Source organism: Leucobacter sp. USHLN154 (genome assembly GCF_037145595.1).
Taxonomy (GTDB): Bacteria; Actinomycetota; Actinomycetes; order Actinomycetales; family Microbacteriaceae; genus Leucobacter; species Leucobacter alluvii.
Genome location: NZ_JBBCXF010000004.1, coordinates 32,189 through 58,910, shown reverse-complemented (window position 1 = coordinate 58,910; position 26,722 = coordinate 32,189). Strand labels below are relative to the sequence as shown.

The 26,722-nt window shown below is 67.2% G+C and carries 26 protein-coding genes; 20 read left to right on the top strand and 6 right to left on the bottom strand.

The genetic code is table 11. From position 1 onward, the window contains the following. From WFH23_RS08255 to WFH23_RS08235, 5 genes are read left to right on the top strand one after another with little or no spacing between them, the layout of a single operon-like run. Complete coding sequence (locus WFH23_RS08255; RefSeq protein WP_336662180.1) at positions 1 to 951, top strand: ABC transporter permease; 951 nt, start codon at positions 1 to 3, stop codon at positions 949 to 951. Continuing rightward, positions 948 to 1,832: an ABC transporter permease gene (locus WFH23_RS08250; RefSeq protein WP_090145618.1), complete on the top strand. Its 885-nt coding sequence runs from the start codon at positions 948 to 950 to the stop codon at positions 1,830 to 1,832. The genes WFH23_RS08255 and WFH23_RS08250 overlap by 4 nt, the downstream gene beginning before the upstream one ends. Next, on the top strand, positions 1,829 to 2,686 hold the full coding sequence (locus WFH23_RS08245; protein ID WP_234037130.1) for an ABC transporter ATP-binding protein: 858 nt from the start codon (positions 1,829 to 1,831) through the stop codon (positions 2,684 to 2,686). The genes WFH23_RS08250 and WFH23_RS08245 overlap by 4 nt, the downstream gene beginning before the upstream one ends. Beyond that, positions 2,683 to 3,519, top strand: a complete 837-nt coding sequence (locus WFH23_RS08240; RefSeq protein ID WP_090145615.1) for an ATP-binding cassette domain-containing protein — start codon at positions 2,683 to 2,685, stop codon at positions 3,517 to 3,519. The genes WFH23_RS08245 and WFH23_RS08240 overlap by 4 nt, the downstream gene beginning before the upstream one ends. Then, positions 3,516 to 5,063 carry a chlorohydrolase family protein gene (locus WFH23_RS08235; RefSeq protein WP_336662179.1) on the top strand — a complete coding sequence of 516 codons (1,548 nt, stop codon included), beginning with the start codon at positions 3,516 to 3,518 and terminating at the stop codon, positions 5,061 to 5,063. Before WFH23_RS08240 ends, WFH23_RS08235 begins: the two co-directional genes overlap by 4 nt. 121 nt (positions 5,064 to 5,184) lie before the next feature. Here the strand turns inward: WFH23_RS08235 and WFH23_RS08230 are convergent, their stop codons facing one another. After that, the gene (locus tag WFH23_RS08230) at positions 5,185 to 6,816 is read right to left on the bottom strand and encodes a PucR family transcriptional regulator (protein ID WP_336662178.1); all 1,632 of its coding nucleotides are present in this window, start codon (positions 6,814 to 6,816) and stop codon (positions 5,185 to 5,187) included. Between the two features lie 51 nt (positions 6,817 to 6,867). Here WFH23_RS08230 and lysA point away from each other — a divergent pair, with 51 nt between their 5' ends. From lysA to WFH23_RS08205, 5 genes are all read left to right on the top strand, one after another. Next, positions 6,868 to 8,244, top strand: coding sequence for a diaminopimelate decarboxylase (gene lysA / locus WFH23_RS08225; RefSeq protein ID WP_336662177.1), 1,377 nt, complete (start codon positions 6,868 to 6,870; stop codon positions 8,242 to 8,244). Positions 8,245 to 8,314: 70 nt separating this feature from the next. Next, entirely contained in the window at positions 8,315 to 9,274 is a 960-nt protein-coding gene (locus WFH23_RS08220) for an ABC transporter substrate-binding protein (RefSeq protein ID WP_336662176.1), read from the top strand. Between the two features lie 8 nt (positions 9,275 to 9,282). Then, a complete protein-coding gene (locus WFH23_RS08215) occupies positions 9,283 to 10,236 on the top strand; it encodes an amino acid ABC transporter permease (protein WP_336662175.1) in 954 nt (317 codons plus the stop codon). After that, positions 10,229 to 11,044, top strand: a complete 816-nt coding sequence (locus tag WFH23_RS08210) for an amino acid ABC transporter ATP-binding protein (RefSeq protein ID WP_336662174.1) — start codon at positions 10,229 to 10,231, stop codon at positions 11,042 to 11,044. The genes WFH23_RS08215 and WFH23_RS08210 overlap by 8 nt, the downstream gene beginning before the upstream one ends. A gap of 50 nt (positions 11,045 to 11,094) precedes the next feature. Continuing rightward, positions 11,095 to 11,502 (top strand): acyl-CoA thioesterase, encoded by a 408-nt coding sequence (locus WFH23_RS08205; RefSeq protein ID WP_090145610.1) that lies wholly within the window; start codon positions 11,095 to 11,097, stop codon positions 11,500 to 11,502. 6 nt (positions 11,503 to 11,508) lie between these two features. Here WFH23_RS08205 and WFH23_RS08200 read toward each other — a convergent pair whose 3' ends face one another. From WFH23_RS08200 to WFH23_RS08190, 3 genes are all read right to left on the bottom strand, one after another. Continuing rightward, complete coding sequence (locus tag WFH23_RS08200; RefSeq protein ID WP_336662173.1) at positions 11,509 to 11,979, bottom strand: GNAT family N-acetyltransferase; 471 nt, start codon at positions 11,977 to 11,979, stop codon at positions 11,509 to 11,511. Next, complete coding sequence (locus WFH23_RS08195) at positions 11,976 to 12,281, bottom strand: cupin domain-containing protein (RefSeq protein WP_090145604.1); 306 nt, start codon at positions 12,279 to 12,281, stop codon at positions 11,976 to 11,978. Before WFH23_RS08195 ends, WFH23_RS08200 begins: the two co-directional genes overlap by 4 nt. A 65-nt stretch (positions 12,282 to 12,346) precedes the next feature. After that, on the bottom strand, positions 12,347 to 13,558 hold the full coding sequence (locus WFH23_RS08190; RefSeq protein ID WP_336662172.1) for a PucR family transcriptional regulator: 1,212 nt from the start codon (positions 13,556 to 13,558) through the stop codon (positions 12,347 to 12,349). Positions 13,559 to 13,730: 172 nt separating this feature from the next. Here WFH23_RS08190 and WFH23_RS08185 point away from each other — a divergent pair, with 172 nt between their 5' ends. The 3 genes from WFH23_RS08185 (at position 13,731) to WFH23_RS08175 (ending at position 19,367) form a co-directional block, all read left to right on the top strand. After that, positions 13,731 to 15,773: a hydantoinase/oxoprolinase family protein gene (locus tag WFH23_RS08185; protein WP_090145598.1), complete on the top strand. Its 2,043-nt coding sequence runs from the start codon at positions 13,731 to 13,733 to the stop codon at positions 15,771 to 15,773. Next, a complete protein-coding gene (locus WFH23_RS08180; protein WP_090145595.1) occupies positions 15,770 to 17,773 on the top strand; it encodes a hydantoinase B/oxoprolinase family protein in 2,004 nt (667 codons plus the stop codon). The genes WFH23_RS08185 and WFH23_RS08180 overlap by 4 nt, the downstream gene beginning before the upstream one ends. A gap of 199 nt (positions 17,774 to 17,972) precedes the next feature. Then, the gene (locus tag WFH23_RS08175; RefSeq protein ID WP_090147237.1) at positions 17,973 to 19,367 is read left to right on the top strand and encodes a permease; all 1,395 of its coding nucleotides are present in this window, start codon (positions 17,973 to 17,975) and stop codon (positions 19,365 to 19,367) included. Positions 19,368 to 19,475: 108 nt separating this feature from the next. On the opposite strand, the gene WFH23_RS08170 is transcribed toward WFH23_RS08175, so the two are convergent. Further along, a complete protein-coding gene (locus WFH23_RS08170) occupies positions 19,476 to 20,942 on the bottom strand; it encodes a helix-turn-helix domain-containing protein (protein ID WP_176698232.1) in 1,467 nt (488 codons plus the stop codon). A gap of 92 nt (positions 20,943 to 21,034) precedes the next feature. Between WFH23_RS08170 and pxpA the strand changes: the two genes are divergently transcribed. The 7 genes from pxpA (at position 21,035) to WFH23_RS08135 (ending at position 26,247) form a co-directional block, all read left to right on the top strand. After that, positions 21,035 to 21,769 (top strand): 5-oxoprolinase subunit PxpA, encoded by a 735-nt coding sequence (gene pxpA, locus WFH23_RS08165; protein ID WP_090145589.1) that lies wholly within the window; start codon positions 21,035 to 21,037, stop codon positions 21,767 to 21,769. A 95-nt stretch (positions 21,770 to 21,864) separates the two neighbouring features. Further along, positions 21,865 to 22,101 (top strand): acetyl-CoA carboxylase, encoded by a 237-nt coding sequence (locus tag WFH23_RS08160; RefSeq protein ID WP_090145587.1) that lies wholly within the window; start codon positions 21,865 to 21,867, stop codon positions 22,099 to 22,101. A gap of 50 nt (positions 22,102 to 22,151) precedes the next feature. Then, on the top strand, positions 22,152 to 23,507 hold the full coding sequence (locus WFH23_RS08155) for an acetyl-CoA carboxylase biotin carboxylase subunit (protein ID WP_211649576.1): 1,356 nt from the start codon (positions 22,152 to 22,154) through the stop codon (positions 23,505 to 23,507). Next, positions 23,504 to 24,397 (top strand): 5-oxoprolinase subunit B family protein, encoded by an 894-nt coding sequence (locus WFH23_RS08150; protein WP_336662171.1) that lies wholly within the window; start codon positions 23,504 to 23,506, stop codon positions 24,395 to 24,397. Before WFH23_RS08155 ends, WFH23_RS08150 begins: the two co-directional genes overlap by 4 nt. After that, the gene (locus tag WFH23_RS08145) at positions 24,387 to 25,352 is read left to right on the top strand and encodes a biotin-dependent carboxyltransferase family protein (RefSeq protein ID WP_336662170.1); all 966 of its coding nucleotides are present in this window, start codon (positions 24,387 to 24,389) and stop codon (positions 25,350 to 25,352) included. The genes WFH23_RS08150 and WFH23_RS08145 overlap by 11 nt, the downstream gene beginning before the upstream one ends. Before the next feature lie 10 nt (positions 25,353 to 25,362). Further along, the gene (locus WFH23_RS08140; RefSeq protein ID WP_090145576.1) at positions 25,363 to 25,557 is read left to right on the top strand and encodes a tautomerase family protein; all 195 of its coding nucleotides are present in this window, start codon (positions 25,363 to 25,365) and stop codon (positions 25,555 to 25,557) included. A 120-nt stretch (positions 25,558 to 25,677) separates the two neighbouring features. Beyond that, the gene (locus WFH23_RS08135) at positions 25,678 to 26,247 is read left to right on the top strand and encodes a DUF308 domain-containing protein (protein WP_090145573.1); all 570 of its coding nucleotides are present in this window, start codon (positions 25,678 to 25,680) and stop codon (positions 26,245 to 26,247) included. Positions 26,248 to 26,259: 12 nt separating this feature from the next. Here the strand turns inward: WFH23_RS08135 and WFH23_RS08130 are convergent, their stop codons facing one another. After that, entirely contained in the window at positions 26,260 to 26,721 is a 462-nt protein-coding gene (locus WFH23_RS08130; RefSeq protein WP_090145566.1) for an SseB family protein, read from the bottom strand. Between the last annotated feature and the right edge of the window lies 1 nt (position 26,722).

The window sequence follows — 26,722 nt, the reverse complement described above, 5'->3', positions numbered from 1 at the left end:
GTGTCCATTCCCGCATTCCTGCTGAAGCGAACGGGTGGGCTCCTGCTCGTTCTGCTCGTCACCTCGTTCGTGGTGTTCGGCATGCTCTATCTCGCTCCCGGGAGCCCGCTCAGCTTCGTGCTCGGGCCCCGGGGCGGCACGGCCGAGCAGATCGCGCGGGTGACCGCGCAGTACCACCTCGACGACCCGTTCTTCGTGCGGTACTTCGCCTGGATCCGCGACATCCTCAGCGGTGACCTCGGCGACTCGGTCGTGTACCGGCAGCCCGTCTCCGATCTCATCGGCGGCCGCATCGGCACCACGGTGGCGCTCATCGCGCTCGCGACGCTCATCATCGCCGTGGTCGGCGTCGGCCTCGGCCTCATCGCCTCGTTGAAGGGCGGCTGGGCCGACCAGGTCATCACGACGCTCTCGACGCTCGGCCTCGCCACGCCGGCATTCGTCGTCGGTGTCGCGCTCATCAGCGTCTTCGCGGTCGGACTGGGATGGTTCCCGACGAACGGCAGCGGCAGCGGGGGCGTCGATACGCTCTACCACCTCGCGCTCCCCGCCATCGCGCTCGCCGTGGCGAGCGCCGCCTACCAGACCCGCATCACGCGGGCCTCAGTGCTCGAGGAGGAGGGGCGCGAGCACGTGCAGACCGCGGTCGCCCGCGGACTGCGACCCCGCATCATCATCCAGCGGCACATCCTCCGCAACGCGCTGATCCCGATCACCACAGTGCTCGGCCTGACCGTGGCGACCCTGATCGCGGGCGCCGTCGTGATCGAGAACGTCTTCGCGCTCGACGGCCTCGGGTCGCTGCTCGTGCGGGCGATCCTGCAACGCGACTTCGCCGTCGTGCAGGCCGTCATCCTCGTCCTGGTCGTCGCGTTCGTCGTCATCAACGCCGTCGTCGACTTCCTGTACACGATCATCGATCCGCGCATCCAGCTGGGGAGCAAGCAATGACCGCGCCGCGCACGACACAGATCGCCCTGCGGCGATCGCAGACGAACGACCCCGGCCGCCTCGTGCTCGCCGGCCGCAAGCTCGGCCCGACCGGCATCATCGCGGTCGTCGTGCTCGCGGTGTTCGTCATCGCCGCCGTCTTCGCGCCGTGGCTCGCGCCCTACGATCCCGACTTCCCCGACCTCTTCGCCGCGCTCTCCGGGCCGAGTGCCCAGCACCTGCTCGGCGCCGATGCGCTGGGCCGGGATCTCCTGTCGCGCCTGATGTACGGGGCGCGCATCACCCTGCTGGGGCCGACGCTCGTGATTCTCATCGCGACCGTCGTCGGCACCGCGCTCGCGTTGATCGCCGCCTGGAATCGGGGCCGGGTCGACACCGTGATCTCGTGGGTGCTCGACGTGCTCTTCGCCGTGCCCGGCATCGTGTTCGCGCTGATCGCCGTCGCGATCTTCGGACCCAACCTGCCCACGGTCGTCGTCGGCCTCTCGATCGGCTACATCCCGTACGTGGCCCGCGTGGTACGCGGTGCGGCCCTCCGCGAGCGAGGCATGCCGTACGTGCAGGCGGCATGGTTGCAGGGCCAGTCGGGCGTCGGCATCAGTCTGCGCCAGATCTTCCCCAACGTGCAGCCCATCGTCGTGGCGCAGGCCGTCTCGTCGCTCGGCTTCGCGGTGATCGACCTCGCGGCCGTCTCCTTCCTCGGTCTCGGGGTGCAGCCGCCGACCGCAGACCTCGGTCTCATGGTGAAGAGCGGCTTCGACTCCCTCCTGCGCGGCCAGGCACTCGAAGCCATCGCCGCGGGTCTCGCGATCGTGCTCATCGTGTGGAGCATCACCGTCATCGGCGACCGGCTCGCCTCGAACGCAAGGAGCATCCGATGAGCGCGCCACTGCTCGAAGTGCACGACCTCCACGCCAGCCTCATCACGAAGTACCGTCGCCTCGACCTGCTGAACGGTGTGAGTTTCACACTCGACCGGGGCGAGGCGCTCGGCCTCGTTGGCGAGTCGGGATCGGGCAAGTCGCTGACCACCCGCGCGATCACCCGCATGCTCGCCCCCGGATTCCGCACGACGGGGACGGTGCGCTTCGACGGAGAGTCGGTGCTCGACATGAAGCGAGAGCGGCTGCGCGGCTACCGGGCCCGGGACGTCGGCATGATCTTCCAGGATCCCCGCGCCCACGTGAACCCCGTGCACACCGTCGGCGACTTCCTCACGGAAGCTCTCGTGCGCGACCGCGGGGTGAAGCTCGACGACGCGAAACGCCGAGCCGTGCAACTGCTCGACGAGGTGGGCGTGCGGCACGCGGAGCGCCGACTCGCGCAGTACCCGCACGAGCTCTCGGGCGGGCTGCTCCAGCGCGTGATGATCGCGAGCGTGCTGCTCGCGGAACCGCAGTTGATCCTCGCCGATGAGCCGACGACCGCGCTCGACGTCACCGCGCAATCCGACGTCATGGCGATCCTCGACGAGCAGCGCAAGGCGCGCGGCCTGTCACTGCTCTTCATCACGCACGATCTCGAACTCGCGAACGCCTGCTGCGACCGACTCGCCGTCATGTACGCCGGGGAGATCGTCGAGCAGGGTGCGCAGGTCTACGAGGCGCCGCAGCACCCCTACACGGTCGAGCTGCTCGGAGCGCGGCCGAGCATCGCGGAGCGGCTCGATCGGCTGCCCGTGCTCGAGTACAACCTGGAGATCCACGAAGCACTGAAGGCGAGGGCCGACGCATGAGCGCACCCATCATCACCGTGAGCGACCTGCGCAAGGTGTTCGCCGCCCCGCGCGGCTCGAAGGGCGAGGACGTGGTCGCCGTCGACGGCGTCTCCTTCGAGCTGCACCCCGATGAGTGCCTCGCGATCGTGGGGGAGTCGGGGTCGGGAAAGACCACGGTCGCGCGCATGATCGTGGGCCTCGAGACCGTCACCTCCGGCACCGTGACGGTGCTCGGCGCGGATCGCACTGCCGCACCGCGCAGCCTCGCCGCCCGCCGGGAGCGCGCGCGCGAAGTGCAGTACGTGTTCCAGGACCCGTACTCGTCGCTCAACGGGCGGCAGCGCATCGGCGAGGTCATCATGTCGAATCTGCGGCTGCACGCCAAGGCGGTCGGGGCGCGGCCGACTGAGGGCACGGTCAAGCAGCGCGCGCAGGGCATTCTCGACTCGGTCGGGCTTCCGCAGCGCTTCTTCGACCGCCTCCCGCGAGAACTCTCCGGCGGGCAGCGGCAGCGGGTCGCGATCGCGCGTGCGCTCGCCGCAGATCCGAAGGTGATCGTGCTCGACGAGGCCGTCGCGGCCCTCGACGTGTCGATCCAGGCGCAGATTCTCAATCTGCTCGCCGACATCAAGGCGGAGCGGCAGGTGAGCTACCTCTTCATCTCGCACGACCTCGCGGTCGTCAACCAGATCTCCGACCGGATGGTGGTGATGGAGAACGGTGTGATCGTCGACCACGGCGCCACGGCCGAGTTGCTCGCGCACCCCGCGCATCCGTACACCCGGTCGCTGCGCGCGGCGGTTCCGGGGCCGGGGTGGAAGCCGACCCGGCGCGAGAAGCTGGCGTCGTGAGCGCCGCCGCACGCATCGTGGTGCGCGCCGCGCACGCCATCGTGTTCGACGAGGGGCGCGACGGCGGCCCGGGCTTCACCCTGATGCGCGACGCGACGGTGCTCGTGACCGGCGACCGCATCACCGCGATCGCGCACGGAGGCGCGGGAGAGGAGCTCGTCGCGGAGGCGGCCGAAGTGATCGACCTCGGCGAGAGTCTGCTGATGCCCGGCCTCATCGACCTCGAGGGGCTCGTCGACATCGACCACCTGCTGCTCGACTCCTGGTGGAGTCCCGAGCACGAGGCGCGCCTCGACTGGTCTGCCGACTACGCGAGGGCGCCCCGCGAGGTGCTCTCCCCCGCTGATCGCAGCCTGCTGCGCCGATACGGTCTCGTGCAGCTGATCCTCCACGGGATCACGAGCGCGATGCCGATCTCGTCCGAGATCCACGGCGCCTGGGCTGAGACGCACGACGACCTGCTCGATACGGCCGGCATCGCGAGCGAACTGGGCATCCGCACATTTCTCGGTCCCTCGTACCGCTCCGGGGTGCACGTGACCCGTGCCGACGGATCGACCGGAGTGCACTGGGATGAGGCTCGAGGCGAAGAGGCCTTCGCCGGGGCCGTGCGCTTCCTCGACACCGTGGACGCGATCGCCGACCCGCTGGTCACTGGCGTGCTCGTGCCGTGCCGCATCGAGACGGTGACCGATGCGATCCTCGCCGAGACCGGGCGCGTCTCCGCGGAACGCGGCGTGCTCGTGCGCGCCCACGCGACGCAGGGACTCGATTCCGAGATCGGGGTGCTCGCGGGGGATGGCCGAGGAGCGCCGCTCGACGTTCTCGATCGCGCTGGCCTGCTCACCGATCGCCTGATCCTCGCCCACGGCGTCTACCTCGACGTCCACCCCGACGTGCACGGGGAGGATCGCGGTGACCTCGCCAGGCTCGCCGCAGCAGGCGCGTCGATCGCCCACTGCCCCCTCACGAATGCGCGCTACGCGTTCTGGCTCGAACGGCTGTCGCAGTACCTCGACGCCGGGGTGAACATCGCCCTCGGCACCGACTCGTTCCCACCCGACCTCATGCGCGCCATCGATGCCGGCGTGCAACTGGCGAAGGCGCAGCACGACGACCTCGGACGCGGCATGCTCGCCGAGTACGTCGAGGCCGCGACGCTCGGCGGGGCCAGGGCGCTGCACCGGCCCGACCTCGGACGCATCGCACGGGGCGCGGCCGCCGATCTCGTCGCCTTCGCGCTCGACGACGTTCGGATGGGAGCGGTCGACGATCCGATTCGTACGCTCGTGCTCGCGGGGTCGGGTCGCGATGCGCACTTCAGCATGGTGGCGGGCCGCGTCGTGATGCGGGACGCGGCGATTCCCGGGGTCGATCTCGATGCGCTGCGACGCGAGGGCCAGCGCGTCTTCGAGCAGTTGCGAGCCGCGTATCCCGAGCGCGACGCACTCGCCGGGCCGAACGGGTCGAGCGAGGCCGAGCTCTTCCCGCCGGTGTTCCCGGCGTACCAGCCCACCCCGTCCACCCCGCTGAGCGGTCAGTGACGTGCGCTTCGGGGGCGAATAGCGCATCGTGCTGACCGCTCAGAGAGGCGGGGTGGTCACTTCGGAGCACTTCCCGTGCGTACCTCAGTGATCGCTCGCCATGCGGGGGTCTCTCAGCAGGTCAATCGCGGAGTGCCCGCAACTGCGCCCACACGGTCAGCAGATAGTCAGGCCCTCGTGAGTCGAAGGGGAGATGCTCGCGAATTCTCCGGAGTCGATAGCGCACTGTTTGCTCGTGCACTCGGAGGCGGCGCGCGGTGCGTCCGACGTTGCCCGACTCCTGCAACCAGCACTCCAGCGTTTCCGAGAGATGCGCGGTCGCAGCCCCGTGATCGAGGAGGGCGCGGACCTCGGGCAGCACGAGTCGATCGTCGACCTCCAGGCGTGTGCGGCATGCTGAGAGGAACAGTTGGGCGCGCGTGCGTTCGACCGTGCCGATCCGTTCCCCGAGGTGCTGAGCGGCGGCGGAGACTTCCCGCGCTTCGTCAGTCGCGTACGCGAGTCGAGTGCCGATCGGATGCGGATCGCTGAGACCGATCGTCACGCTATCCGCCGTCTCGGGCGGCAGTTCTGAGAGTGCGGACGCCACCCATTCCACGACGGTCGAGACCTGTCCTGTCGGGCACAAGGCGACGATCTCGTGACTGTCGAGCACCAGCACGAGCTCGGGCATGTACATTGCGAGATACCTGCTCAAGACCGCACGAACTTCTTCGAGTCGCACCCCCACCCAGTGCCCTCTTGCGACGGTCGCGACAAGCATCACCGCGGTCCCTGAGCCCGTCGGATCCAGGGTGTGCTCATCACCGGGTTGACTCGCCGCCACGAGCACGCGCTTGAAGGATTCTTCACGGCGGGAACTGCTTTGGCTGCTGAGCCGCCACGATTCGAGCAGCATGTCGGCGGCGAGCGCGGCTCCCGACGTCAGCAACTGCGCTTTTTCGGCGTCGAGCTCATGCTCTTCGGGGTGTTCGCCTGCAGGATCGACCGCCCAGATCGTACCGAGCGGAATCGTGCCGGCGCGCACGGCGATGGCGGCTCGGGGGAGGTGGTCGCCAAGACGGTCAAATCGCACGATGCCCTCGTCGGCGAGCACGTCTCGGTACCGCCGCTCGTTCACCGGAGCATCACCTGCACGGCGGAACAGAATGCCCGCTGTGCGCAACTCATCGATCGCTTGATCGGGAACCGATGAGTGGGCGAGGATCCCGCGCTGGTGATCTTCGATCGCGACTGAGCCACCGAACCCCCGCGCGATGGTATTCGCAAGCGCGAAAAGCTTGTCCCCGGTCGAAGGCATCGGAGCGAGCGACTGTGCGCTTTCGCCCAGGATCCGGGTCAGCAGTGCGTCGAACTCCCGCCAGCTGACGTGCGCTGCGAGTACCACCGCTGCCACTCCAGCAGCATTGATGCGCTCCATGAGCGCCTCAGATCGTTCGGAGCCGATGTTCGCTTTCAGTGCGACGCCCGCGCACCCGCTGCCGACCGCGACCTCCAGCGCTCGCTGCACCTCGGCTGGCAACATCGCATCAGCGGATATCAAGCTGAGAAGCACGCCCTCGCCCCCGGTGTCCGAACTGCGCGCGTCGTAGATGTCGAGTGCGCGAACTACCGGGTCAGCGAGCCCATCCGGAATGACGATGCGGATCAGGTCGCTTCCGAGGCGTTGCTCGAGTTCATGCAGACGCAGGCCGAATCGGTCCTCCCACGCGAGCGAAGCGTCGGGTGACGTTGCCGTATCCGATAGTTCCATGTTCAAAACTTATCGAATCCGACAATCATTGGGAACGCTGGCGCTCCTAGTGTGGGTGATGCACGACACGTTCATGCCTCAGACAAGGAGTCACCGGTGACCCACGCGCACGTTCTTCCGCCCTCGGTCGCGAGAGTGTTTCCCCGTAACAGCGGGGTGGGCGCCGCGGGAGAACTCACGGTTGGAGGCTGTTCGGTGCCCGAGCTCGCCCGACGATTCGGAACGCCGCTCTACGCATTCGACGAAGCCGGCCTGCGTCAGACGATGCGCGAATACCGCGATGGCCTCGCCTCCCGCTGGCCGCGGTCGCGAGTCTGTTTCGCCTCAAAATCGCTGCCGTGCATCGCGGCCTACGCGATCGCCAATGCGGAGGGCCTCTCAGTCGATGTGGCAGGTGAGGGCGAATTGCGCCTCGCGCTCGCGGCAGGAGTCGAGCCGGGTCGCATCACGCTGCACGGCAACGCGAAGAGCCGCACGGAAGTGCAACTCGCGCTCCGGTCTGGAGTCGGCATCATCGTGATCGACAATCTGCATGACGTCGAGATGCTCTCCGAATGCGCAACAGCTGATCAGGATGTGCTGATCCGTGTGATTCCCGAGATCGACGCGCAGACGCATCCGGCGATCGCAACGGGAGGCCACAGGTCGAAGTTCGGGCTGCCGATGGCAGATGCGCTGCAGGCGATCGAAGATCTCCGTGAGCATCCGTTCATTCACGTGCGGGGCGTGCATCTGCACATCGGCTCCCAGATTCTCGATACCGAACCATTCGCGGAGGCAGTCGCCGTACTGGCGGAACTCGGAAACTTCGATACGTACAACCTCGGAGGTGGTCTGGGGGTCGATTACTCCTCGGACGATGATGCGCCGAGCATCGGCGCCTATCTCGATGCCATCGTGAGCGCTGCGCGTCGATCGCTCCCGGAGCATGCCGAGTTGATTATCGAACCCGGGCGGTCGTTGGTCGCTCGCAGCGGCATCACCGTCTACGGCGTGCGAAACGTCAAACATTCGAACGACGTCTTCGTGGCCGTGGACGGGGGAATGTCGGATCAGCTCAACATCGCACTCACCCGTGAACGTTTCACCGCCGTCGTGGCGGATCGGGTGACCGCAATCCCTGACACGGTGGCACAACTGGTGGGTCGACAGTGCGAATCGGGGGATCTGCTCGTAGACCAGGCGCATCTCAGCGCCCCCCGAAGTGGCGACATCATCGCGCTCGGCGCAACGGGCGCATACGGGTTCACGTTCGTCAACAATTACAACGGCGCACTGCATCCGCCGATCGTGTTCTGCAACGAGGGCACGGCGCGCATCGCCGTGCGCCGGCAGACGTATGCGGAGCTCGCCGATCGGCATGCGCCTGCGCTCGACACAGATTGGCTCGAAGCGGACCCCCGTGAAGGGCTGTCACCGCCGCTGTAACCGCGGATCGCACGTCCGCCTCATGTGCTCCCATGAGCGCACTGACATTTCAATGAAGAAAGGCAGTTCCATGAACAGCACACGTATTCCCCAACTCCTCGCAGTGGTCGCGGTCGGCGCTCTGACGCTCTCAGCCTGCAGCGGGGGCGGAAGCGCATCCGCGGATGGCCCGAGCGACACGGAGCCGGGAGGCATGTCGCTTTCGGTCACCACGGAATTCAGCACGGAAGCGAGTGAGGACGCGGTTGCGCTGCTTCCCGAAGACGTGACCGAGCGCGGCGTCATCCGCATCGCGATGGGGGTGCCGTACCCGCCGTTCGTCGAGTACAACGATGCTGATGAGCTCGTCGGAGTCGACGTCGACATGGCGACCGCGTTGAGCCAGAAGCTCGACATCCCGATCGAGGTGAACCACCAGCCGTTCGAATCGGTGATCCCGTCTCTGCAGGCCGATCGCCACGACCTCATCATGATGGGCATGAACGACTCCGAAGAACGACAGCAAACGCTGAACTTCGTCGAAGAGATCAAAGCGGGGTTCGGCATCGTCGTTGCGAAGGGGAACCCCGAGGGGATCACGACCTTGTCGGACCTGTGCGGCCTGAGCGCTTCTACGCAGAAGTCGACGCTGCAGGCCGAGTTGCTCCAGGAGCTCTCCGATGAGTGCATCGCCAACGGCGAGGCCGGAATCGACGTTCAGGCGCTTCCCGTGGCGCAGGACTCGCAGACCGCGCTACGGGCTGGCCGCGCGCAAGCGTACATCGTGGATGCTCCGGTCGCGGCCTATACCGTCGCCACCGCGGGCGACGGAGAGCATTTCGAGATGATCGCCGATCCAGAGAATCCTCAGGGCTTCAACCCGGTGTACACGGGGTTCGGATTGCTGAATTCACGAACAGAGCTCACCGACGCCTTGCAGCTCGCGATGCAAGAGCTCATGGATGAAGGTATCTACCAAGACATCCTCGACGAGTACGGCATGGGTTCGCTCGCCTTGGATGAGGCGCTCGTGAACGCGGCGAAGGAGTAGAGCGCCTCATGGCATCGACGGCTCCCAGTCGCGAGTTCGACAACGCGGTGCGTCCGCTCCGGCGGCCGGGCCGATGGGTCGGCGCGGCGGTGATCATCGTCCTCCTCGCCGCCTTCGCGCAAGCGATCGCCACCAACGAGAACATCGATTTCGCCACGATTGGCGAATATCTCCTCAATCCGCGCATCCTCTCCGGCGTGCAACTCACGCTGCTCATCACCGTCATCGCCATGACGTGCGCCGCGATTCTCGCGGTGATCATCGCGGCCATGCGCATGTCCGGCAATCCGGTCATGGTCGCTGTTGCGGCCGTGTACGTCTGGGCGTTCCGCGGGACACCGCTGCTCGTGCAGATCGTGATCTGGGGCTACTTTGGGTTGATCTTCGACAAGATCACGCTCGGGATCCCCTTCACCGACATCGTGTTCGTGCAGGCCGACACCAACACTTTGATCACAGCGCTCGTGGCGGGAATCATCGCGCTCACCCTGAATGAGGCGGCGTACTCCTCGGAGATCGTCCGGTCGGGCATGCTGTCCGTAGATGAGGGTCAGCGCGAAGCGGCCGCTTCGCTGGGCATGAGCCCTGCCTACTGCTTCATGCGGGTGCTCCTGCCGCAGGCGATGCGGGTGATCATCCCGCCGATGGGCAATCAACTCATCTCGATGATCAAGAACACGTCACTGCTGTCGCTGATCGCGGTCCTCGAACTCTATACGCAGGCCACTCAGATCTCGGCGCAGAACCTGCGTCAGGTCGAACTGCTCATCGTGGTGAGCATCTGGTACCTCGCGATCGTCTCGGTGCTCTCGATTCCGCAGCACTACCTCGAGCGCTACTTCGGTCGGGGAAGTACGAAGAATCAACCGCAGACGCTGGCGCAGAAGGCCCGCGAATATACCGGGTCGATCCAGGTGCAGCGGGAGCACAAGCGCAAGCGAAAGGCACAGAATCATGTCTGACTCCACGGTTTTCGGCAGCGGCAGCGAGTCTTCGATCGCACTGAATGACACCGCACTGGTGCAATTACGGGGCGTGCGGAAACGCTTCGGCACGCTCGAGGTCTTGAAGGGCATCGACATGGATGTGCACGCGGGTGAGGTGACCTGTCTGCTGGGCCCATCTGGCTCGGGCAAATCCACGCTGCTGCGGTGCATCAATCATCTCGAATCGATCAACGGGGGCAGGATCACGGTCGACGGAGAGCTCGTGGGCTACCGCGAGCGCCGGGGTGAACTGCACGAGTTGCATCCGCGCGAGGTGGCGAAGCAACGGCGGAAAATCGGCATGGTGTTCCAACGCTTCAATCTGTTCCCGCATATGACCGCGCTCGAGAACATCATGGAGGCTCCGATTGGCGTGGCGAGACGGCCGAAAGCCCGAGTGCGCGCCGATGCGATGGAACTTCTCGCGCACGTGGGTCTTGAGGATTGGGCCGGTCACTACCCGGCGCAACTGTCGGGTGGCCAGCAGCAGCGCATCGCGATCGCCCGTGCGCTCGCGATGAAGCCGAAGATCATGCTGTTCGATGAACCGACGAGCGCCCTCGATCCTGAACTGGTGGGCGACGTGCTCGAGGTGATGCGAGACCTGGCGCGAGCGGGAACCACGATGGTGGTCGTCACCCACGAGATCGGGTTTGCGCGCAGCGCGGCAGACACCGTTGTCTTCATGGATGACGGTGTCGTCGTGGAATCCGGTACCCCGGAGCAGGTCTTCGACTCCCCGCAGAACCTGCGCACGCAAGGATTCCTGGAGAGCGTTCTCTAGCAGGGCGCGGAGAGGCGGGGTCGGCTGAGCGCCCCCATTAGGCTGACGGCATGAACGAGTACCGCCAGATCGTCCGCAAATGGGTGAAGCCGGAAGACCTCAATCAGCACGGGGCGCTGTTCGGCGGCCGCCTGCTCCAGTGGGTCGACGAGGAGGCGGCGATCGTCGCCGTCGCGCAGCTCGGCACCATCGACGTCGTGACCAGGCACATGTCGGCGATCGACTTCTCGGCGCGCGCCGACCGGGGCGACCTGCTCGAGCTCGTCTACTCGATCGTCGCCTACGGCCGCACCTCGATCACCTTGGCGTGCCGTGTGGAGAACGCGGTCACCGGTGCCGAGATCCTCACGCTCGAGCGCATCGTCTTCGTCGCGGTCGATGCGACGGGCGCTCCGGTCGTGCACGGGCGCACCGCCCCGACGCCGGGCACTGAGCGCCTCCGCGAGTCGTCGAAGTGACGCCGACTACTCGGCGGGTCGCAGGTCGTAGGTGACCCACGGCGTCAGCGTCGCGACCCGATCGTAGAGGCTGCGGGCGGTCGTATTGCTCTCGTCGGTGATCCACCGCACGAGCGATGCGCCCTCGTCTCGCGCGATCTCGGCCAGGCGGTGCAGGGTCGCGGTGCCCGCTCCCGTGCCGCGCGCATCCGGCGCGGTGAACAGGTCGTCGAGGTAGAGGCCGCTGTCGCCGTAGATCGGGCGGGCGTAGGCGCGGTAATGGGCGAGCCCGACCGGCGTGCCGTCGACCTCGGCGATGAGCCCGCGCGTCTGGTGGGCCGGGTCGGTGAGCCACCCCCAGACCGTGTCGTACACCGCTGGGTCGTGCGGTTTCTCGTAGAAGTCGCGATAGCCGCGGTACAGCTCCGCCCACGTCTCCCGGTCGTCGGGTGCGACATCGCGCACGCGGACGCGGCCGGCGGGCGCCCCGTCGCTCATGCGAGGCGCTCCGTCTCGACGAAGACGATCGGCGCGCCGTCGCCGCGATTCTCGACGCGGTGCTCGGAACCGGCGGGTCGCGTGTAGCTCTGCCCGAATACCAGTTCAGCGACGATCTCGCTGCCGTCCGCGGCGACGACGTGCATCGTGTCGGTGACGAGCGGCACGACGACGTACTCGAAGTCGTGCCGGTGCATGGGGATCGCGCCCCCGGGCTGGATCGTCCATCGCGTGACTCTGAAGAACTCGTTCTCGAGCTGCACCTCGCCCTGTGATCCCGTGCCGTGTGCGTCGCTGCTCATGCATCCTCCTCGAACGTGGTGCGGTCTTCGCCGGGAGGCCGGCACCGCAGAACCTGCTCCTCAGCCTACGCCCGCTCGGCGTCGCCGAGACTGGATCGGAGTCCGATGAGGTCGGGATACAGGGCGAGGATCACGTTCGAGAGCACGAACGACGACGTGATGGGCTGCCCGAGCGCCTGCTCGACGCGCGACAGGCGATACCGGACGGTGTTGGGGTGCACGAAGAGTGCTGCAGCGGTGCGGGTGACGTTCTGCTCGGTGGCCAGGTACGTGACGAGGGTCTCCCGCAGCTGCGGTGCGGCGACGGGGGCTAGCGTGGTGCGGATCCGCTCCTCCAGCTGGCGCGCGTCGACGTGCGAGAGCAGCCAGGTGGCGAGGTCGATGCGGTCGATGAGCACGGGGCCCAGCCCTTCCGGGGCGGTGGCCGCTGCGGCCCATTGACGTGCGATGCCGAGACCCGTCTCCGCTTCGCGCACGCACTCGGAGATGCGGGAGAGCGCGGAGAACGGCGCGGAGACGCCGACGAGATATTGGCGTGAGATGTCTGCGAGCCATCGCTCGCTCGCCGGCGTATCCGGCACGATCGCGGAGAGCGTCGCCGGGGCGTCCATTCCGACCCGTCGCAGCATCGCGAGGAGCGGCAGCTCCTCCGACCGCGCCCGGGCGTGGAACTGGGTGACGTGCCCCTCCGTGGCGGTCGTGCCGTCGATCGGCGCCGCCTCGATCGTGCGGATGGCGGCGTATGCGGGGAACCGGAATTGCGCGAGCCGACTCCAGAAGCGGTGCTCGCGAGCGGGGAGCACCCCGTCGTAGAGCGATGAGATGAGCTGCTCGTTGTCCCGCCGATCGCGCTGGGTCGCGCCGTACTGGATGCCGTGGACGGCGCCGAGCAGTCGCTCGGAGGTGTCGAGGAGGAGTTCGCCGAGCTGGTCGAGCGTGTCGGCGCCCCGGCTGGCGATCGCGATGACGTGCACGCCGTCCCTGAGCGCGACCCGCCGCGTGCGCACCGCCCACCGCCCGATCGACAGCTGGAGCTCGCGGCGGTGCGTCGCCGCCACCTCGTTCCAGATGAGCTGGGTGGGTGCCTCGCCGGTGCTCGCGACGATCGTGCCCTCGAAATCGTAGATGACGGCGGTGCCCTTGCAGAGCGTCGCGATGCGGGACGTCAGGGCGTGCACCGGGTCGGTGGAGGCGACCGCGGAGAGCAGGGCGTTCGTGATGTCGAGCGTGGTGCGGAGGCGATCGATCTCGGTGATCGGAACGGACGGCGTCGTCATGCGGTACTCCGAGCATTGTGTGAACGGGAGATTTCAGGGAGGGTTTCGATGCAATTTTTGGAGATTCTACAAGAGGGCGCTCTGAAAGCTTCGTATTCTCTAGTGACCCCGGCGACAAGGCGCAGCAAGGTTGAGGCATCCGGAACTCAACGATGAACTCCAGGAGGAGCCCATGAACCATGTCCGTGTCGCAGTCGACGTCGGAGGCACGTTCACCGATGTGTGCATCTTCGATGACGATACGCAGCAGATGCGCATCACGAAGGTCCCCTCGACGCCGAGCGATCCGATGGAGGCGGTGATGCACGGCGTCGCTCGCGGAGAGATCGATCTGTCGCAGGTCGTCCAGTTCTCGCACGGCACGACCGTCGCGACGAACGCCCTCATCACCCGGAACTTCCCGGCCGCCGCTCTCGTCACCACCCGCGGGTTCCGCGACGTACTCGAAATCCGGGACGGCACGAAAGACGATCTCTGGGACGCATACAACGACGTCTCGGAACCGTACATCAGGCGCCGGGATCGCTTCGAGGTCACAGAACGCATCGACTACAACGGCCACACCATCACCGCCCTCGACGAGGGCGAGGCGCGCGCACTCGCCGAGCTGCTGCATCGCCGCGGGGTGAAGACCATCGCCGTGTGCTTCCTCAACTCCTACGCGAACGCCGCTCACGAGACCCGCATGCGGGAGATCATCGAGGAGACCATTCCCGATGCGACCGTCTCAACATCGGCCGAGGTGCTCCCCGAGATCTTCGAATACCCGAGGTTCAACACCGCCGTCGCGAACGCCGTGCTGGCCCCCCTCGTCTCGGGGTACGTGAACCGCCTGGCCGCGCGCCTCACCGACGGCGGCTACCGGGGCGATCTCCTGCTCCTCCACTCGGGCGGCGGCTCCATGACGCCTCGACTCGTCGAGAAGTTCCCGGTGCGGCTCGCCGCCTCCGGCATCGCAGCCGGAGCGATCTCGGCGAAGCACATCGCGCAGCAGTGCGGGTACGACAACGCGGTGAGCCTCGACATGGGCGGAACGTCCACCGACATCGCGCTCGTCGCGGACGGCGAACTGCGCGTCTCCCAGGAGTGGCAGGTCGAGTACGGCCACCCGATCATCTTCCCCTCGATCGAGGTGCTCACCATCGGCGCGGGCGGCGGCTCGCTCGCGCACATCGACATCGCCGGCTCGCTGCGCAACGGCCCGCAGTCCGCTGGGGCCGACCCCGGCCCGGCGTGCTACGACACGGGCGGCGACGCACCCACGAACACGGACGCCAACGTCGTACTCGGCCGGCTCGGCACGTCGCTCGCCGGTGGCGCGAAGCACCTGCAGAAATCGCTCGCCGAGGCCGCGATCACCCGCGCGATCGCCGAGCCGCTGGGCATGGAGCTCGCAGAGGCGGCCCACGCGATCGTCGCTGTTGCGAACGCCAATATGGCCGACGCGGTGCGGTTGGTCTCGATCCGACGCGGGTACGACCCCCGCGACTTCGCCTTGCTCGCCTTCGGCGGCGCCGGAGCGCTGCACGGTGCCGACGTGGCCAGAGAGCTCGGGATCCCGACGGTCGTCGTCCCGCCCAGTCCCGGTGTGACCTCCGCCATGGGGTGCCTGCTCGTCGACATTCAGCACGACTTCGCGCATATGTACACCGGTCTCGCCTCGGGGGCTGATGAGGAGGGCATCGAGCAGGAGTTCGTCGCACTCGAGAACGAGGCGTCGGCCCGCCTGCGCCACGAGGGCGTCGCCGAAGCGGACGGGCTGCTGCAGCGCAAGATCTCGATGCGGTACCAGGGGCAATGGCGGTCGCTCCAGGTGCCGATGGGCTCGGGTCCGGGCGCCGTTGAGCAGGCGGTGCGCACGTTCCACGAGCAGTACGAGCGGGAGTTCGCGTTCCGGCAGGACGACGCGCCGGTCGAGGTGTATCAACTCCACCTGACGGCCGTCGGCAAGATCCCGAAGCCGTCGTTCAGGCCGGCGGAGGTGGTCGAACAGGCTCCGGGTGAGCCGGAGGATCGCCGCGACGTCTACTTCGGGTCCGACGGCTGGCTCGATACGCCGGTCTACGATCGCGACGCGCTCGCCGCAGGCACCGTGTTCAGCGGGCCCGCCATCATCAACCAGCTCGACTCGACCACCGTCGTGCCCCCGCACACGAACGCGGAGATCGACGAATGGCTCAACATCCGCATCCACCTCGAGGAGATCAACTCATGAGCGACACCCTGATCCAGGCGCCGGCGACGGGCGCCGCTCCCGCCCGGAGCACCACCCTCGACCCGGTGACCTTCGAGGTGCTGAAGAACGCCTTCGCCACCAGCGTCGACTTGATGAGCGAGCAGATCCTCCGCACGTGCTATTCGTTCGTCATCTACTCGCGGGACTTCTCCTCCGCGCTCTGCGATGCGCGCGGCAACACCGTGATGCAGGGCTCCGGCGACATCGCGGTGCACGTCGGCACCCTTCACTTCCAGGCGAAGGCGGTGATCGAGCAGTTCGACGGGGACATCCACCCCGGCGATGTGTTCGCGATCAACGACCCCTATCGCGGCGGCACGCACTTCAACGACGTCTCCTTCGTGCGTCCCGTGTTCTCCCAGGGGCGCATCATCGCCTTCGCGCAGAACAAGGGTCACTGGGCCGACATCGGCGGGAAGGTACCGGGCTCCTTCGACGTCTCGGCGTCCGAGCACTTCGGGGAGGGGCTGCGCATCCCCCCGATCCGCGTGTGGTCGAAGGGCGTCTTCCTGCACGATGTCGCGCAGCTGCTCGTCGCGAACACCCGCGCGCCCGAGCAGGCGCTCGGCGACCTGCACGCTCAATCGGAGGCCACGGCGGTCTGCGAACGGGAGGTGCTGCGGCTCGTCGAACGGTACGGCACCGAGACCGTCGAACTCGCGATGCAGGAGACGCAGGACTACGTGGAGCGGACCGTGCGGCGCCGTCTGGCCGACCTGCCCCGCGGCCGGTGGGAGACCGTCGACTACCTCGACCTCGATCCCGGCAAAGCCGAGGGGCTCGTGCCGGTGAAGATCGTCATGACGCTCGATGGGGAAGGGATCCACTACGACCTGGAGGGCAGCGCCGGCGTCGTCGACACCTTCTTGAACTCCGGCTACGGCACGACATTCTCCGCGATCTACGCCGGCACGAAGACGTTCTTCCCCGATGTGCCGCTGAACTCCGGTTTCTACGCGGCGGTCACGGCGGAGATCGGGCCGGAGGGCACGGTGGTGAACGCCGGCTGGCCGCACGCCGTGACCGGCTTCTGCTCCGGGCCGTACGAGAAGCTGATGAACGGGATCTTCGAGATCTGGTCGCAGATCATGCCGGAGCGGGCGATGGCGTGCGCCTTCAACCTCGAGTATCTGCTCGTGGGCGGGCGCGACTCCCGACGCGAGGAGAACCCGTACTTCATGTGGTACGACTGGATGGCCGGCGGCTGGGGCGGCCGCTCCTCCAAAGACGGTTCGACGGCGACGGCGCCAGTGTTCGGCGTCGGGCTCGCAGTGCAGGCGTGCGAGGGTCAGGAACGACTCACCCCGGTCCTCACCACCATGCACCGCATCGGCACCGATTCAGGCGGCCCAGGCCGGTTCCGCGGCGGGTGCGGCGTCGAGAAGGGCGGAACGCTCACCGATGCCGACGCCTCGGTGATGAGCTACTGCTGCGACCGCGCACGCTCCATCACGTGGGGCATCGAGGGCGGCCTGCCATCGATCCCGCACGGCGTCTGGCTCAATCGCGACACCGAGAACGAACGGTTCCTCGGCTCCATCTTCTCCTCGGTCCCGGTGCAGCCGGGCGACACCTTCTACCGGCCTTCGGCGGGCGGGGGCGGCTTCGGAGATCCCCTCGATCGCACGCCGGATGAGGTGCTGGAAGACGTGATCGACGACTACGTCTCGATCGAGCGAGCAGCGGCCGATTACGGCGTCGTCGTCATCCCGATCGATCCCGATCTCGACCAGTACGAGATCGATCGGGAGCGCACCGCCGAGCAGCGAGCGCACATCCGCACGCATCGCCGGGGGTGGCTCGAGGAGGACCCCGAGCGCATCGCCGAGCAGTACCGCGCCGGGGAGATCGATCTGCTCGATGTCATTCGGCGGCACGGCGTGATTCTCGACTGGGGCACCGGCGAGCTCTTCGTCGAGACCACGCGACAGCACCGGGAGCAGATGGTGCGGCGATCCGCCTCGCACTGGGCTGCCTAGCGCGCTGCTGCGGCGCGTCTGATCCCGGAGGGGAGGGAAGGGCCGGTATTCGATGGGGCACGCCGCTCGTTGCGGTTTGTGCAAATGCCAGAGAATGTCCCGGCCCTTCCGGCTCCTGCACAGTACTTCATCGGGTCTCGACTTATCACAATGAGATGGCGACGCCCACTCACACCCAATACCAATGGAGGTACGGACCGTGACAATCAACCTCACCGGGAGCAACGACGACGTCGAAGCGACCGATGCACTCGCCCGAACAGGCGACGACCAAGACCAGATGAGCCGTGGCCGATTGACGATGGCGTGGTACGGCACGGCGAGCGCCTTCTTCTTCGTCTACATCGGCGCCGCGATGGCTTCGGCGTACGGCACGGTGAACGCGATCATCGGCATCGTGCTGACGATCATCGCCTACGGCCTCATTAACAGCGTGCTGTCGCGCTACGCGATCAACAACCGCACAACGGTCGCCCAGTTCTCGCGGACGATCCTCGGCAACGCCGGGTCGGCCATCGCGATGATCATCTTCGCGCTCATCGCGATCTACTACGCGGTCTTCGAGGGCTCCATCGTGGCCTACGCGTTCATGACCGCGTTCGGCGGCGAGATGTGGGTGTGGAGCCTCGTCGTCGTCGTCTACTCGACACCGCTCATCATCGGCGGAGTGCGACGCTTCCTCGACAAGATCAACGGCATTCTGATGCCGATCTACTTCTTCGGGCTCGTGGCCGCCGTGATCTGGGCGGGGGTGCAGTACGGGTTCACGGATACGTGGCTCACGCAGGCGCCCGACGTTCCCGTCCCGCTGTCGATGGGCGGCCCCGGCTGGCTGGCGACCTTCGCCGGGTACATGGGCGTCTGGATCATGATGATGTTCACCATGGACTTCGCCTCGCTCGGCAAGCGCAAGGACATCGCGTACCACCAGCGCGTCACCTTCGGCCCGTTGTTCTACGTGCTCGCCTACGGATTCTCGGCGTTCGTCGGCATCTTCCTGACCTTCACGATCCCCGGGCTCGAAGCCTCGGAAACCGGTCTCGCCGGCGGCCTCGTGAGCCTCATGGGCATCCTGGGCCTGATCGTCGTGATCGCGACGCAGACCCGCATCAACACCGCGAACTACTTCCTCGGCGCCGCGAACCTGCGGGCGTTCGGGGAGAAGGTGTTCAAGATCAACATGCCGAACATCGTGTGGGTGCTGCTGTCGTCCGTCATCATCTTCCTCTTCATGCTGCTGCCCGTCGTGGAGTACCTGCTCATCGCACTCGCCTGGCAGGGCGTGCTCGTCACGGCCTGGGTCGCGATCGCGCTGACCCACATCCTGCTCGGTCGCTGGCAGAACGAGGAGCACTCGGCGATCGGTGACCAGCACTACAAGGCGTTCAACAACAACGGTCTGATCGCCTGGGTGGTGGCGACGCTCGTCGGCATCGTGATGCTGCAACTCGGCACGTTCAACCCAGACCTCGCCGGCATCGGCGCGACCTGGGGGCCGATCCTCACGGCGGTCTCCGCGGCGCTCGTCTACGGGATCCTGTGGAAGACCAACCCGGTGAGCCGCACCGGCCTGATCAAGGTGGTCGGAGCCTGAGCATCGCGGGATCCTGACTCCCGGGAGTTCGACTCGGAGAGCGCGTGCCGTGCTGCGACAGAGATGCGCAGTGCGGCACGCGCTCCCGTGTGCGTCCGGAAGGAGCGGCTAGTACGGCTCGATCTCCACCAGCCGCAGCGCCATGAGGCACGTGGCGCGGCCGTCGAGCGTGTCGAGCGAGATGCCGAGCAGCTCCTCGATGCGGCGCAGCCGGTAGCTCAGCGAATTGCGATGGATGTAGAGCTCCTCGCAGGTTCGCGACGGCTGAGCGTCGTTGCGCAGCCAGATCCGCAGCGTCGGCAGCAACTCGGTCGCGCGGTGCTCGTCGTGATCGAGCAGGGGGGCGAGAAATCGCTCCGCCGCCTCACGGGCCCCCCGCCCGGCTGCGGCGGCCACGACCGCGCTGAGGCCGAGCACGGGCGCCAGCACGGGAGCCGACACGTGCCGGATCAGGTTGAGCGCATGGACGAGTGCGATCCGCAGCTCGTCGATCGTGCGGGCCGGCCCGCGCAGCACGAGCGGCAGCACCGGCTCGATTCCGAGCAGTCGTTTCGAGACCTCGTCGAACGCCTCCCGCGGGAACTGGGCCAAGGCGATGAGCTGCTCATCGAGTTCGGCGACGCGAACGTCGTGGAACGTGTCGTGCAGTGCGACGCGGAGCTTCCAGGCTGCTGCGGCATGCTCACCGCTCATGTCGGCGACGAGCAGCGTCGTCTCGGCGCGTCGGCTCAGCCCGAGTTCGTGGAACGCGTTCGCCACGTCGCTCCGCGTCGACTCCGACCAGGCGACGCACCGGTTCACGAAACGCAGCATGTCCTGGTGGCTGCTCGCATCGACCACGACCGAACGGTTCAGCTGCAGGGCGAGGATCGAGGTGACCGGGGCGAGGAGCGCCTCGACCTCCGCGGATGAGCCGTAGAGCCGCACCGCGAGCTGGCAGGAGTTGCTGAGGCCCATCGGCAGCGGCACGGTCACGGTGTCCGGCTGCGACGCTCGTGCGGCGCCCGTGCGCCACGTCACCGTCTCCGGGTACTGCGCGATGAGCGAATCGAACGCGTCGTACACGGCGATGGGGAGCTCGAGCGCGGCGTACATGGCCGCGAGCAGCGTCGAGATCTCCGCGCCCTGGCTGGCGAGGCGCGCGCATTCGTCGGCGAGCAGCCAGCCGCGGTCGAGCAGGGCGATGCGCTCCGCCTGCAGCATGCCCTCGACGTGCTGATCGATCTTGAGGAGGGGGACGGTGGTCGGCACTTCGAGCAGCGGCAGGTCGTGAGCCGTGCAGGCCGTGATCAGGCCTTTGGGCAGCGAATCGTGCGCGGCGCCGACCGCGAACGCCAGTGCGGCGACCGGCACGCGGGTGAGCCGCTCCACGTAGCCGTCCCAGATGCTCTCCTCCGAGAAGTTCATGCCGATCCCCGAGGTCAGGAGCAGCACGTTGGCGTCGAGAAACGGGGTCGGATCCAGGTGCTCGGTCGGCGCGCAGCGCACGATCTCCTGGCTCAGTCGGTCGGGTCCGGTCGGCGTCTCCAGCCGCAGTTGCAGGGAGTGCTCGGTCAGCAGGTCGGCGACGCGCATCGGGCATCCTCTCGCGCTTGCACAAATCACATCAGAAATTTCTTGCAACTGCATAATAACGTTCGCTTGACGCTCCGCGTAGCTTGGGGGCTATGACATCACAGCGAAGTGACTCGGTTTCGGTGAACTCGGATATGGGCGAGGCCTTCGGTCTCCACACCTTCGGCAACGACCCGGCCCTCATGTCGCTCATCGACGTCGCGAACGTCGCGTGCGGCTTCCACTCGGGCGATCCGGGAACCATGGATGCGACGGTGGCGCTCGCGCAGCAGCACGGCGTTCGCGTCGGCGCCCACCCCGGGCTCCCCGATCTCGTCGGGTTCGGACGCCGGGAGATGAAGCTCACGCCCGACGAGGTGGAGAGCCTCATCCGGTACCAGGTCGGCGCCCTCGCCGGATTCCTGCGGAAGTACGACCTGCCCCTCAACCACATCAAGCCTCACGGGTCGCTCTACGGGATGCTCGCGCGCGATGAGGCGCTCATGCTCGGCGCCGTCAAGGTCGCGCGCGACTTCGGCGTTCCCGTGTTCGGGATCGCGGGTTCCGCGCATCAGCGCGTCGCGGAGCGCGAGGGCGTCGAATTCGTCGGCGAGTTGTACGTCGACCTCGACTACAACGCCGACGGAGGGCTGATCATCCTGCGGCAGCCGCACGAGACGAACATCGTCGCGGCGTCGGAACGGGCACGTCGCGCGCTCGATACCGGAACCATCCTGGCGATCGACGGCACCGAGCTTCCGATCTCGTTCGGCAGCATCTGCGTGCACTCGGACACCCCGAACGCCGTCGAAGTGGCGACGGCCGTGCGCGCCGTGGTCGACGGGTAGCCGCGCGCCGCCACTCGGCCGCCGCCCACCGGCGACGCCGCGACCCCACGGTTCCGCCGCGACCCCTCCTCGACCCCCTGAAGAAAGCAGATTCCATGAGTTCACAGATCATCGCCCCCATTCCCGGCATCTTCTATCGCCGCCCCGCCCCCGACAAGGATCCGTTCGTCGAGGAGGGCGACTCGGTCGAAGCCGGTCAGACCGTCGGCGTCATCGAGATCATGAAGCAGTTCACCGAGGTGCGCAGCGACACCGCCGGCGTGCTGGCATCCTTCGCGGTCGAGGATCTCGGCATGGTCGGCCCGGGCGACGTCATCGCGACGATCGACTGACAGCCGCCGCTCGTCCACCGAAGACCTCCGAATCGAGTGAAGGACACACCTTGAAGAAACTGTTGATCGCGAACCGCGGCGAGATTGCTGTGCGGATCATCCGAGCGGCGAAGGAGATGGGCATCGCGACCGTCGCGGTGGCGAGCGAGGCCGACCGGGAGTCGGACGCGGCACGGTACGCCGACGCATGCGTGGTCATCGGCCCCGCTCCCGCCGGGCTCAGCTACCTCAACCAGGACGCGGTGATCGCCGCCGCCGTCGACACCGGCGCCGACGCAGTGCACCCCGGATACGGGTTCCTCTCCGAGAACGCGGGATTCGCGCGCAAGGTGCAGGAGGCGGGCCTCATCTGGGTCGGCCCGAACCCGGATTCGATCGACCTGATGGGAGACAAGGCGCGCGCACGCCAGGCCGCCATCGAGGCCGGGGTGCCCGTGCTCGCCGGCACGGACGGAGTGCTCGACGTCTCAGGGGATCTCGAAGCGCTCGCAGAGGGCATCGGCTATCCGCTGGTCGTGAAGGCATCCGCGGGCGGAGGGGGCCGGGGGATCCGTCGCATCAATGCCCGCGCCGATCTCCGGAGCACGGTGGAGGTCGCGCAGGCCGAGGCGCTCGCAGCATTCAACTCGAGCGACGTGTACTTCGAACGCTTCGTGACGCACGCGCGGCACGTCGAGGTGCAGATCTTCGGCGACGGCGAGAGCTGGGTGCACCTCGGCGATCGCGACTGCTCGATGCAGCGTCGGCAGCAGAAAGTCATCGAAGAGGCTCCGGCCCCCGGGCTCCCGGACGATCTGCGCGAGCTGATGCGCGCGACCTCGGTCCAGCTCGCGCGTCAGACGGCCTACACCGGCGCCGGCACCGTCGAGTTCCTGTACGATCCCGAGCGTCAGGAGATCGCCTTCATCGAGATGAACACGCGACTGCAGGTGGAGCACCCGATCAGCGAGGCCATCACCGGCATCGATCTCGTGCGCGAGCAACTGCGCATCGCGGCGGGCGAGAAGCTCGGGTACACCCAGGCGGATATCCGTCTCGACGGACACGCCTTCGAGTTCCGCATCAACGCCGAAGATCCGAACAACAACTTCATGCCGAGCCCCGGCCGCATCGAATCGCTCGATCTCTCGGGCGGGCCGGGCGTGCGCGCCGACTTCGGATTCCGGGCGGGCCAGACCGTCGTGCCGTTCTACGACTCGTTGCTCGGCAAGCTGATCGTGTGGGACGTCGACCGCGACCACGCGCTCGCGCGCGCCGCTCGGGTGCTCGATGAAACGGAGATCGCAGGAATCAACACGACGGTGCCCCTCATGCGCCGGCTGGTCGCCCTCGACGACTTCCGCTCGGCCACGCATCACACGACGACCATCGAATCGGTTCCCGGCCTGTTAGGAGAATCCGCATGACGCTCACCGAGCACGCGCGATACAGCTGGGGCGGCGACGAGTTCCTGCTCGTCGAAATCGCCCCCGACATGTCGCTCGAGGCGAACTTCGTCGCGAACGCCATGGCAGCGGGACTCGAAGAGCAGGAGCTCGACGGCATCGTCGACATCTGCCCCGCGAACGCATCACTGCTCATCCGCTTCAACCCGGACGAACTGCCGCACGCCGACCTCGAGCGCGCTGTGCGAGCTCTCGAAGCGGAGGTCAAGCAGGCGACGGTGCAGGAGCTGGAAACCCGCATCATCGAGGTTCCCGTCTGGTACGACGACCCGTTCACGAGCGAGACCGAGACCCGGTTCCGCGAGGGCTACCACCAACGACCGGAGGGGTCCGACCTCGATTACAGCGCCGAGGTGAACGGACTCTCGAACGCGGCCGAGTTCATTCAGCGCCACCACGAGACGCCCTGGCTGGTCTCCATGGTCGGCTTCGTCGCCGGCCTCCCGTTCCTCTTCCAGCTGACCCCGAGGGAGCGGCAGCTGCAGGTGCCAAAGTACCTGAGCCCGCGCACCGACACGCCGCCGCTCACACTGGGGTACGGCGGCTGCTTCACCGCGCACTACTCCGTCCGCGGAGCCGGCGGATACCAGATGCTCGGCATCACCCCGAGCCCGATCTTCGACCCGGAGCAGAAGCTCGCCGACTTCGCCGACTTCATGGTGCTGTTCCGCACCGGAGACATCGTGAAGTACCGTCCGATCGATGAAGCCGAGTACGCCGAGATCCAGGCCGAGGTCGAGGCCGGAACCTACCGGTACAAGCAGGCGCCGGTGCGCTTCACCCTGGCCGAAGCGCTCGCCGATCCCGACGCGTACAACCGCACTCTCCTGGAGGCTCTCGATGTCGCTTGAGGTACTTTCCCCCGGACTCGCAACGACCGTGCAGGATCGCGGTCGCTTCGGCTACTACCGCTTCGGGATCCCGCAGGGCGGCGCGATGGATCAGTACGCGGCGGCACTCGGCAACCGTCTCGTCGGCAACACCGCTGATGCCGCCGTGCTCGAGTGCACCTACCTGGGACCCCAGCTCAAGACGGATGCCCGGGCGGTGGTCGCCGTCACCGGTGCGCCCGTCGAGGTGCTCGTCAACGGTGAACCCGCGCCGCAGAACGCGCGTCTCGTGCTCGAAGCGGGAGACGAGCTCTCCTTCGGCATGCTCCGCGGCGGTTCGAAGTTCTTCGTCTCGGTGGCCGGAGGCATCGATGTTCCCCGCGTGCTGGGCTCGAGATCCACCTATCCCATCGGCAAGCTGGGCGGGTTCGAGGGGCGCGCCGTGCAGGCAGGAGACGTGCTGCCGGTCGGCGACGCGATGCCTCGCGAACTGGCCGTGATGGAATCGATTCCCGAGGATCTGCTGCCGACGTACGACCGCGAGGTGACCGTCCGAATCATGCTCGGGCTGTACGACCACAAGCTCACCGAGGAGGGGCTCGCCAATCTCACGGGGGCGGAGTGGACGCTGACTCCGGTCGCCGACCGCATGGGGCTCCGCTTCGACGGCCCGGGGGCGGAGTGGAAGCGCGAGGAGCAGCCGTTCGGCGCCGGGCAGGACCCGTCGAACATCACCGATGCGGGGTACGCGGTCGGCTCGATCCAGATCCCCGGCGGCACGCAGCCGATCGTGCTGCACTGCGATGCCGTTTCGGGCGGCGGGTACGCGCAAGCGGCGACGGTGATCAGCGCCGACATGGACCTCTTCGCGCGCATGGCTCCGGGTACGAAAGTGCGCTTCGTGGCCGTCACGATGGACGAGGCGCTCGCGGCTCGAGCCGAACGGAACGCCCGCTTCGCGCGGGTCTGGGAGTGAGGAGCGCACGATGCCACTGGTGAACGTGAAAATGTTCGAGCACCGCCTGCAGCAGGACCCGGACCTGGCGAGGCGACTCGCCGTCGCCATCGACGACGTGGTGGCCGAGTACTGCACCGGGCCCGACGGCAAGCGGCCGGACACGTGGGTGACCGTCGAAGGCGTGCCGAGGGAGCAGTGGACATTCAACGGCGACACGCGATGAATGGGCGTGCCCGGGCCGAGATCCGCCTCGGTGCACGCTCGTGCTCGAGGTGATGTTCGGTCACAATGGGCTCAGGGAGCGCTGATCGGCGTTCCCGCACCTCGGGTAGGGGAGGCCGTTATGTCCACTGAAACTTCCGCCAGGTACGCACCGGGCAACGGAATCCGAACCGCGCTCGGCATCGGCGGGCTCATCGCCATCGTGCTCGGCCTGCTCATCATCTTCTTCCCGGCGAAGTCGGGTGCCGTGACCATGCAGATCGTCGCGGCACTCGCGGCCGCCTACGCCCTCGTCGTCGGCGTCGTGTACATCGCTACGGCGGTGTTCACCCGGATGATCGGCGGATGGGCGAGGACGGGCCGCATCGTGCTCGGCCTGCTCTACGTCATCGGCGGCGTCGTGATGCTCGTGAACCTCGGCGCGACGGCCGCTCTGCTCGCGATCTTCCTGTCGGTCACCATCGGCGCGCTCTGGCTGTTCGAGGGGGTGCTCGCATTCAGCACGGTGAAGCAGTCGCCGAACCGCGCGTGGAGCATCATTCACGGTGTGATCAGCGTCCTCGCGGGTGCGACGCTCATCGTCACCCCGCTGCTCGCCGCTGTGACGCTCTGGCTCCTGCTCGGCATCTCGATGCTCGTGCTCGGCATCGTGCAGGCCGTGCGCGCCTTCGGCATGAAGCCCGCGGTGTGACGTCGGGGCGCCTTATCTCATGCCCTCGAGCAGCTCGGCGGTGATCTCCTCGTCGCCGGCGGCGAGCGAGACGTACTTGCGCAGCAGCACGAGTGACGCCGAAGCCTTGTCGAACTCAGCTGCGACGAACCGGTCGCTGGAGATGAGGGCGAGCGCATCGCGGGCCGGCATGACCGCGCCCTTCACCTGGTCGCCGCGGCTCGTCGGAGCCACGGCGCGCAGTTCGGCCATCGAGGTGAAGATCGGCAGCACGGGCTGACCCGTCGTCGACCGGATCATGCGCACGCGGTGCCCCTTCTTCTTCGACGGTGCACCAGTGACGTCGACCACCAGGTACCCGTCGCGCAACGCGGTCAAGAACGACGCGAGGTGCGCATAGTCGGGCTGCTGCTGCAGCGCGGTCAGCGCTTCGCGCACCGCTTCGTTCGCATAGTCGGCGTGCACGTCATCAGGAATCGGCGACTGCTCGGTCATG

Bases quoted from the DNA above. Each gene is read 5' to 3' on its own strand.
- WFH23_RS08130 (WP_090145566.1), bottom strand. From the start codon at position 26,721: ATGACCGAGCAGTCGCCGATTCCTGATGACGTGCACGCCGACTATGCG.
- WFH23_RS08215 (WP_336662175.1), top strand. From the start codon at position 9,283: ATGGCATCGACGGCTCCCAGTCGCGAGTTCGACAACGCGGTGCGTCCG.
- WFH23_RS08200 (WP_336662173.1), bottom strand. From the start codon at position 11,979: ATGAGCGACGGGGCGCCCGCCGGCCGCGTCCGCGTGCGCGATGTCGCA.
- pxpA (WP_090145589.1), top strand. From the start codon at position 21,035: ATGACATCACAGCGAAGTGACTCGGTTTCGGTGAACTCGGATATGGGC.
- WFH23_RS08230 (WP_336662178.1), bottom strand. From the start codon at position 6,816: ATGGAACTATCGGATACGGCAACGTCACCCGACGCTTCGCTCGCGTGG.
- WFH23_RS08185 (WP_090145598.1), top strand. From the start codon at position 13,731: ATGAACCATGTCCGTGTCGCAGTCGACGTCGGAGGCACGTTCACCGAT.
- WFH23_RS08135 (WP_090145573.1), top strand. From the start codon at position 25,678: ATGTCCACTGAAACTTCCGCCAGGTACGCACCGGGCAACGGAATCCGA.
- WFH23_RS08220 (WP_336662176.1), top strand. From the start codon at position 8,315: ATGAACAGCACACGTATTCCCCAACTCCTCGCAGTGGTCGCGGTCGGC.
- WFH23_RS08145 (WP_336662170.1), top strand. From the start codon at position 24,387: ATGTCGCTTGAGGTACTTTCCCCCGGACTCGCAACGACCGTGCAGGAT.
- WFH23_RS08150 (WP_336662171.1), top strand. From the start codon at position 23,504: ATGACGCTCACCGAGCACGCGCGATACAGCTGGGGCGGCGACGAGTTC.
- WFH23_RS08245 (WP_234037130.1), top strand. From the start codon at position 1,829: ATGAGCGCGCCACTGCTCGAAGTGCACGACCTCCACGCCAGCCTCATC.
- WFH23_RS08210 (WP_336662174.1), top strand. From the start codon at position 10,229: ATGTCTGACTCCACGGTTTTCGGCAGCGGCAGCGAGTCTTCGATCGCA.
- WFH23_RS08160 (WP_090145587.1), top strand. From the start codon at position 21,865: ATGAGTTCACAGATCATCGCCCCCATTCCCGGCATCTTCTATCGCCGC.
- WFH23_RS08190 (WP_336662172.1), bottom strand. From the start codon at position 13,558: ATGACGACGCCGTCCGTTCCGATCACCGAGATCGATCGCCTCCGCACC.
- WFH23_RS08250 (WP_090145618.1), top strand. From the start codon at position 948: ATGACCGCGCCGCGCACGACACAGATCGCCCTGCGGCGATCGCAGACG.
- WFH23_RS08195 (WP_090145604.1), bottom strand. From the start codon at position 12,281: ATGAGCAGCGACGCACACGGCACGGGATCACAGGGCGAGGTGCAGCTC.
- WFH23_RS08240 (WP_090145615.1), top strand. From the start codon at position 2,683: ATGAGCGCACCCATCATCACCGTGAGCGACCTGCGCAAGGTGTTCGCC.
- WFH23_RS08140 (WP_090145576.1), top strand. From the start codon at position 25,363: ATGCCACTGGTGAACGTGAAAATGTTCGAGCACCGCCTGCAGCAGGAC.
- WFH23_RS08170 (WP_176698232.1), bottom strand. From the start codon at position 20,942: ATGCGCGTCGCCGACCTGCTGACCGAGCACTCCCTGCAACTGCGGCTG.
- WFH23_RS08205 (WP_090145610.1), top strand. From the start codon at position 11,095: ATGAACGAGTACCGCCAGATCGTCCGCAAATGGGTGAAGCCGGAAGAC.
- WFH23_RS08180 (WP_090145595.1), top strand. From the start codon at position 15,770: ATGAGCGACACCCTGATCCAGGCGCCGGCGACGGGCGCCGCTCCCGCC.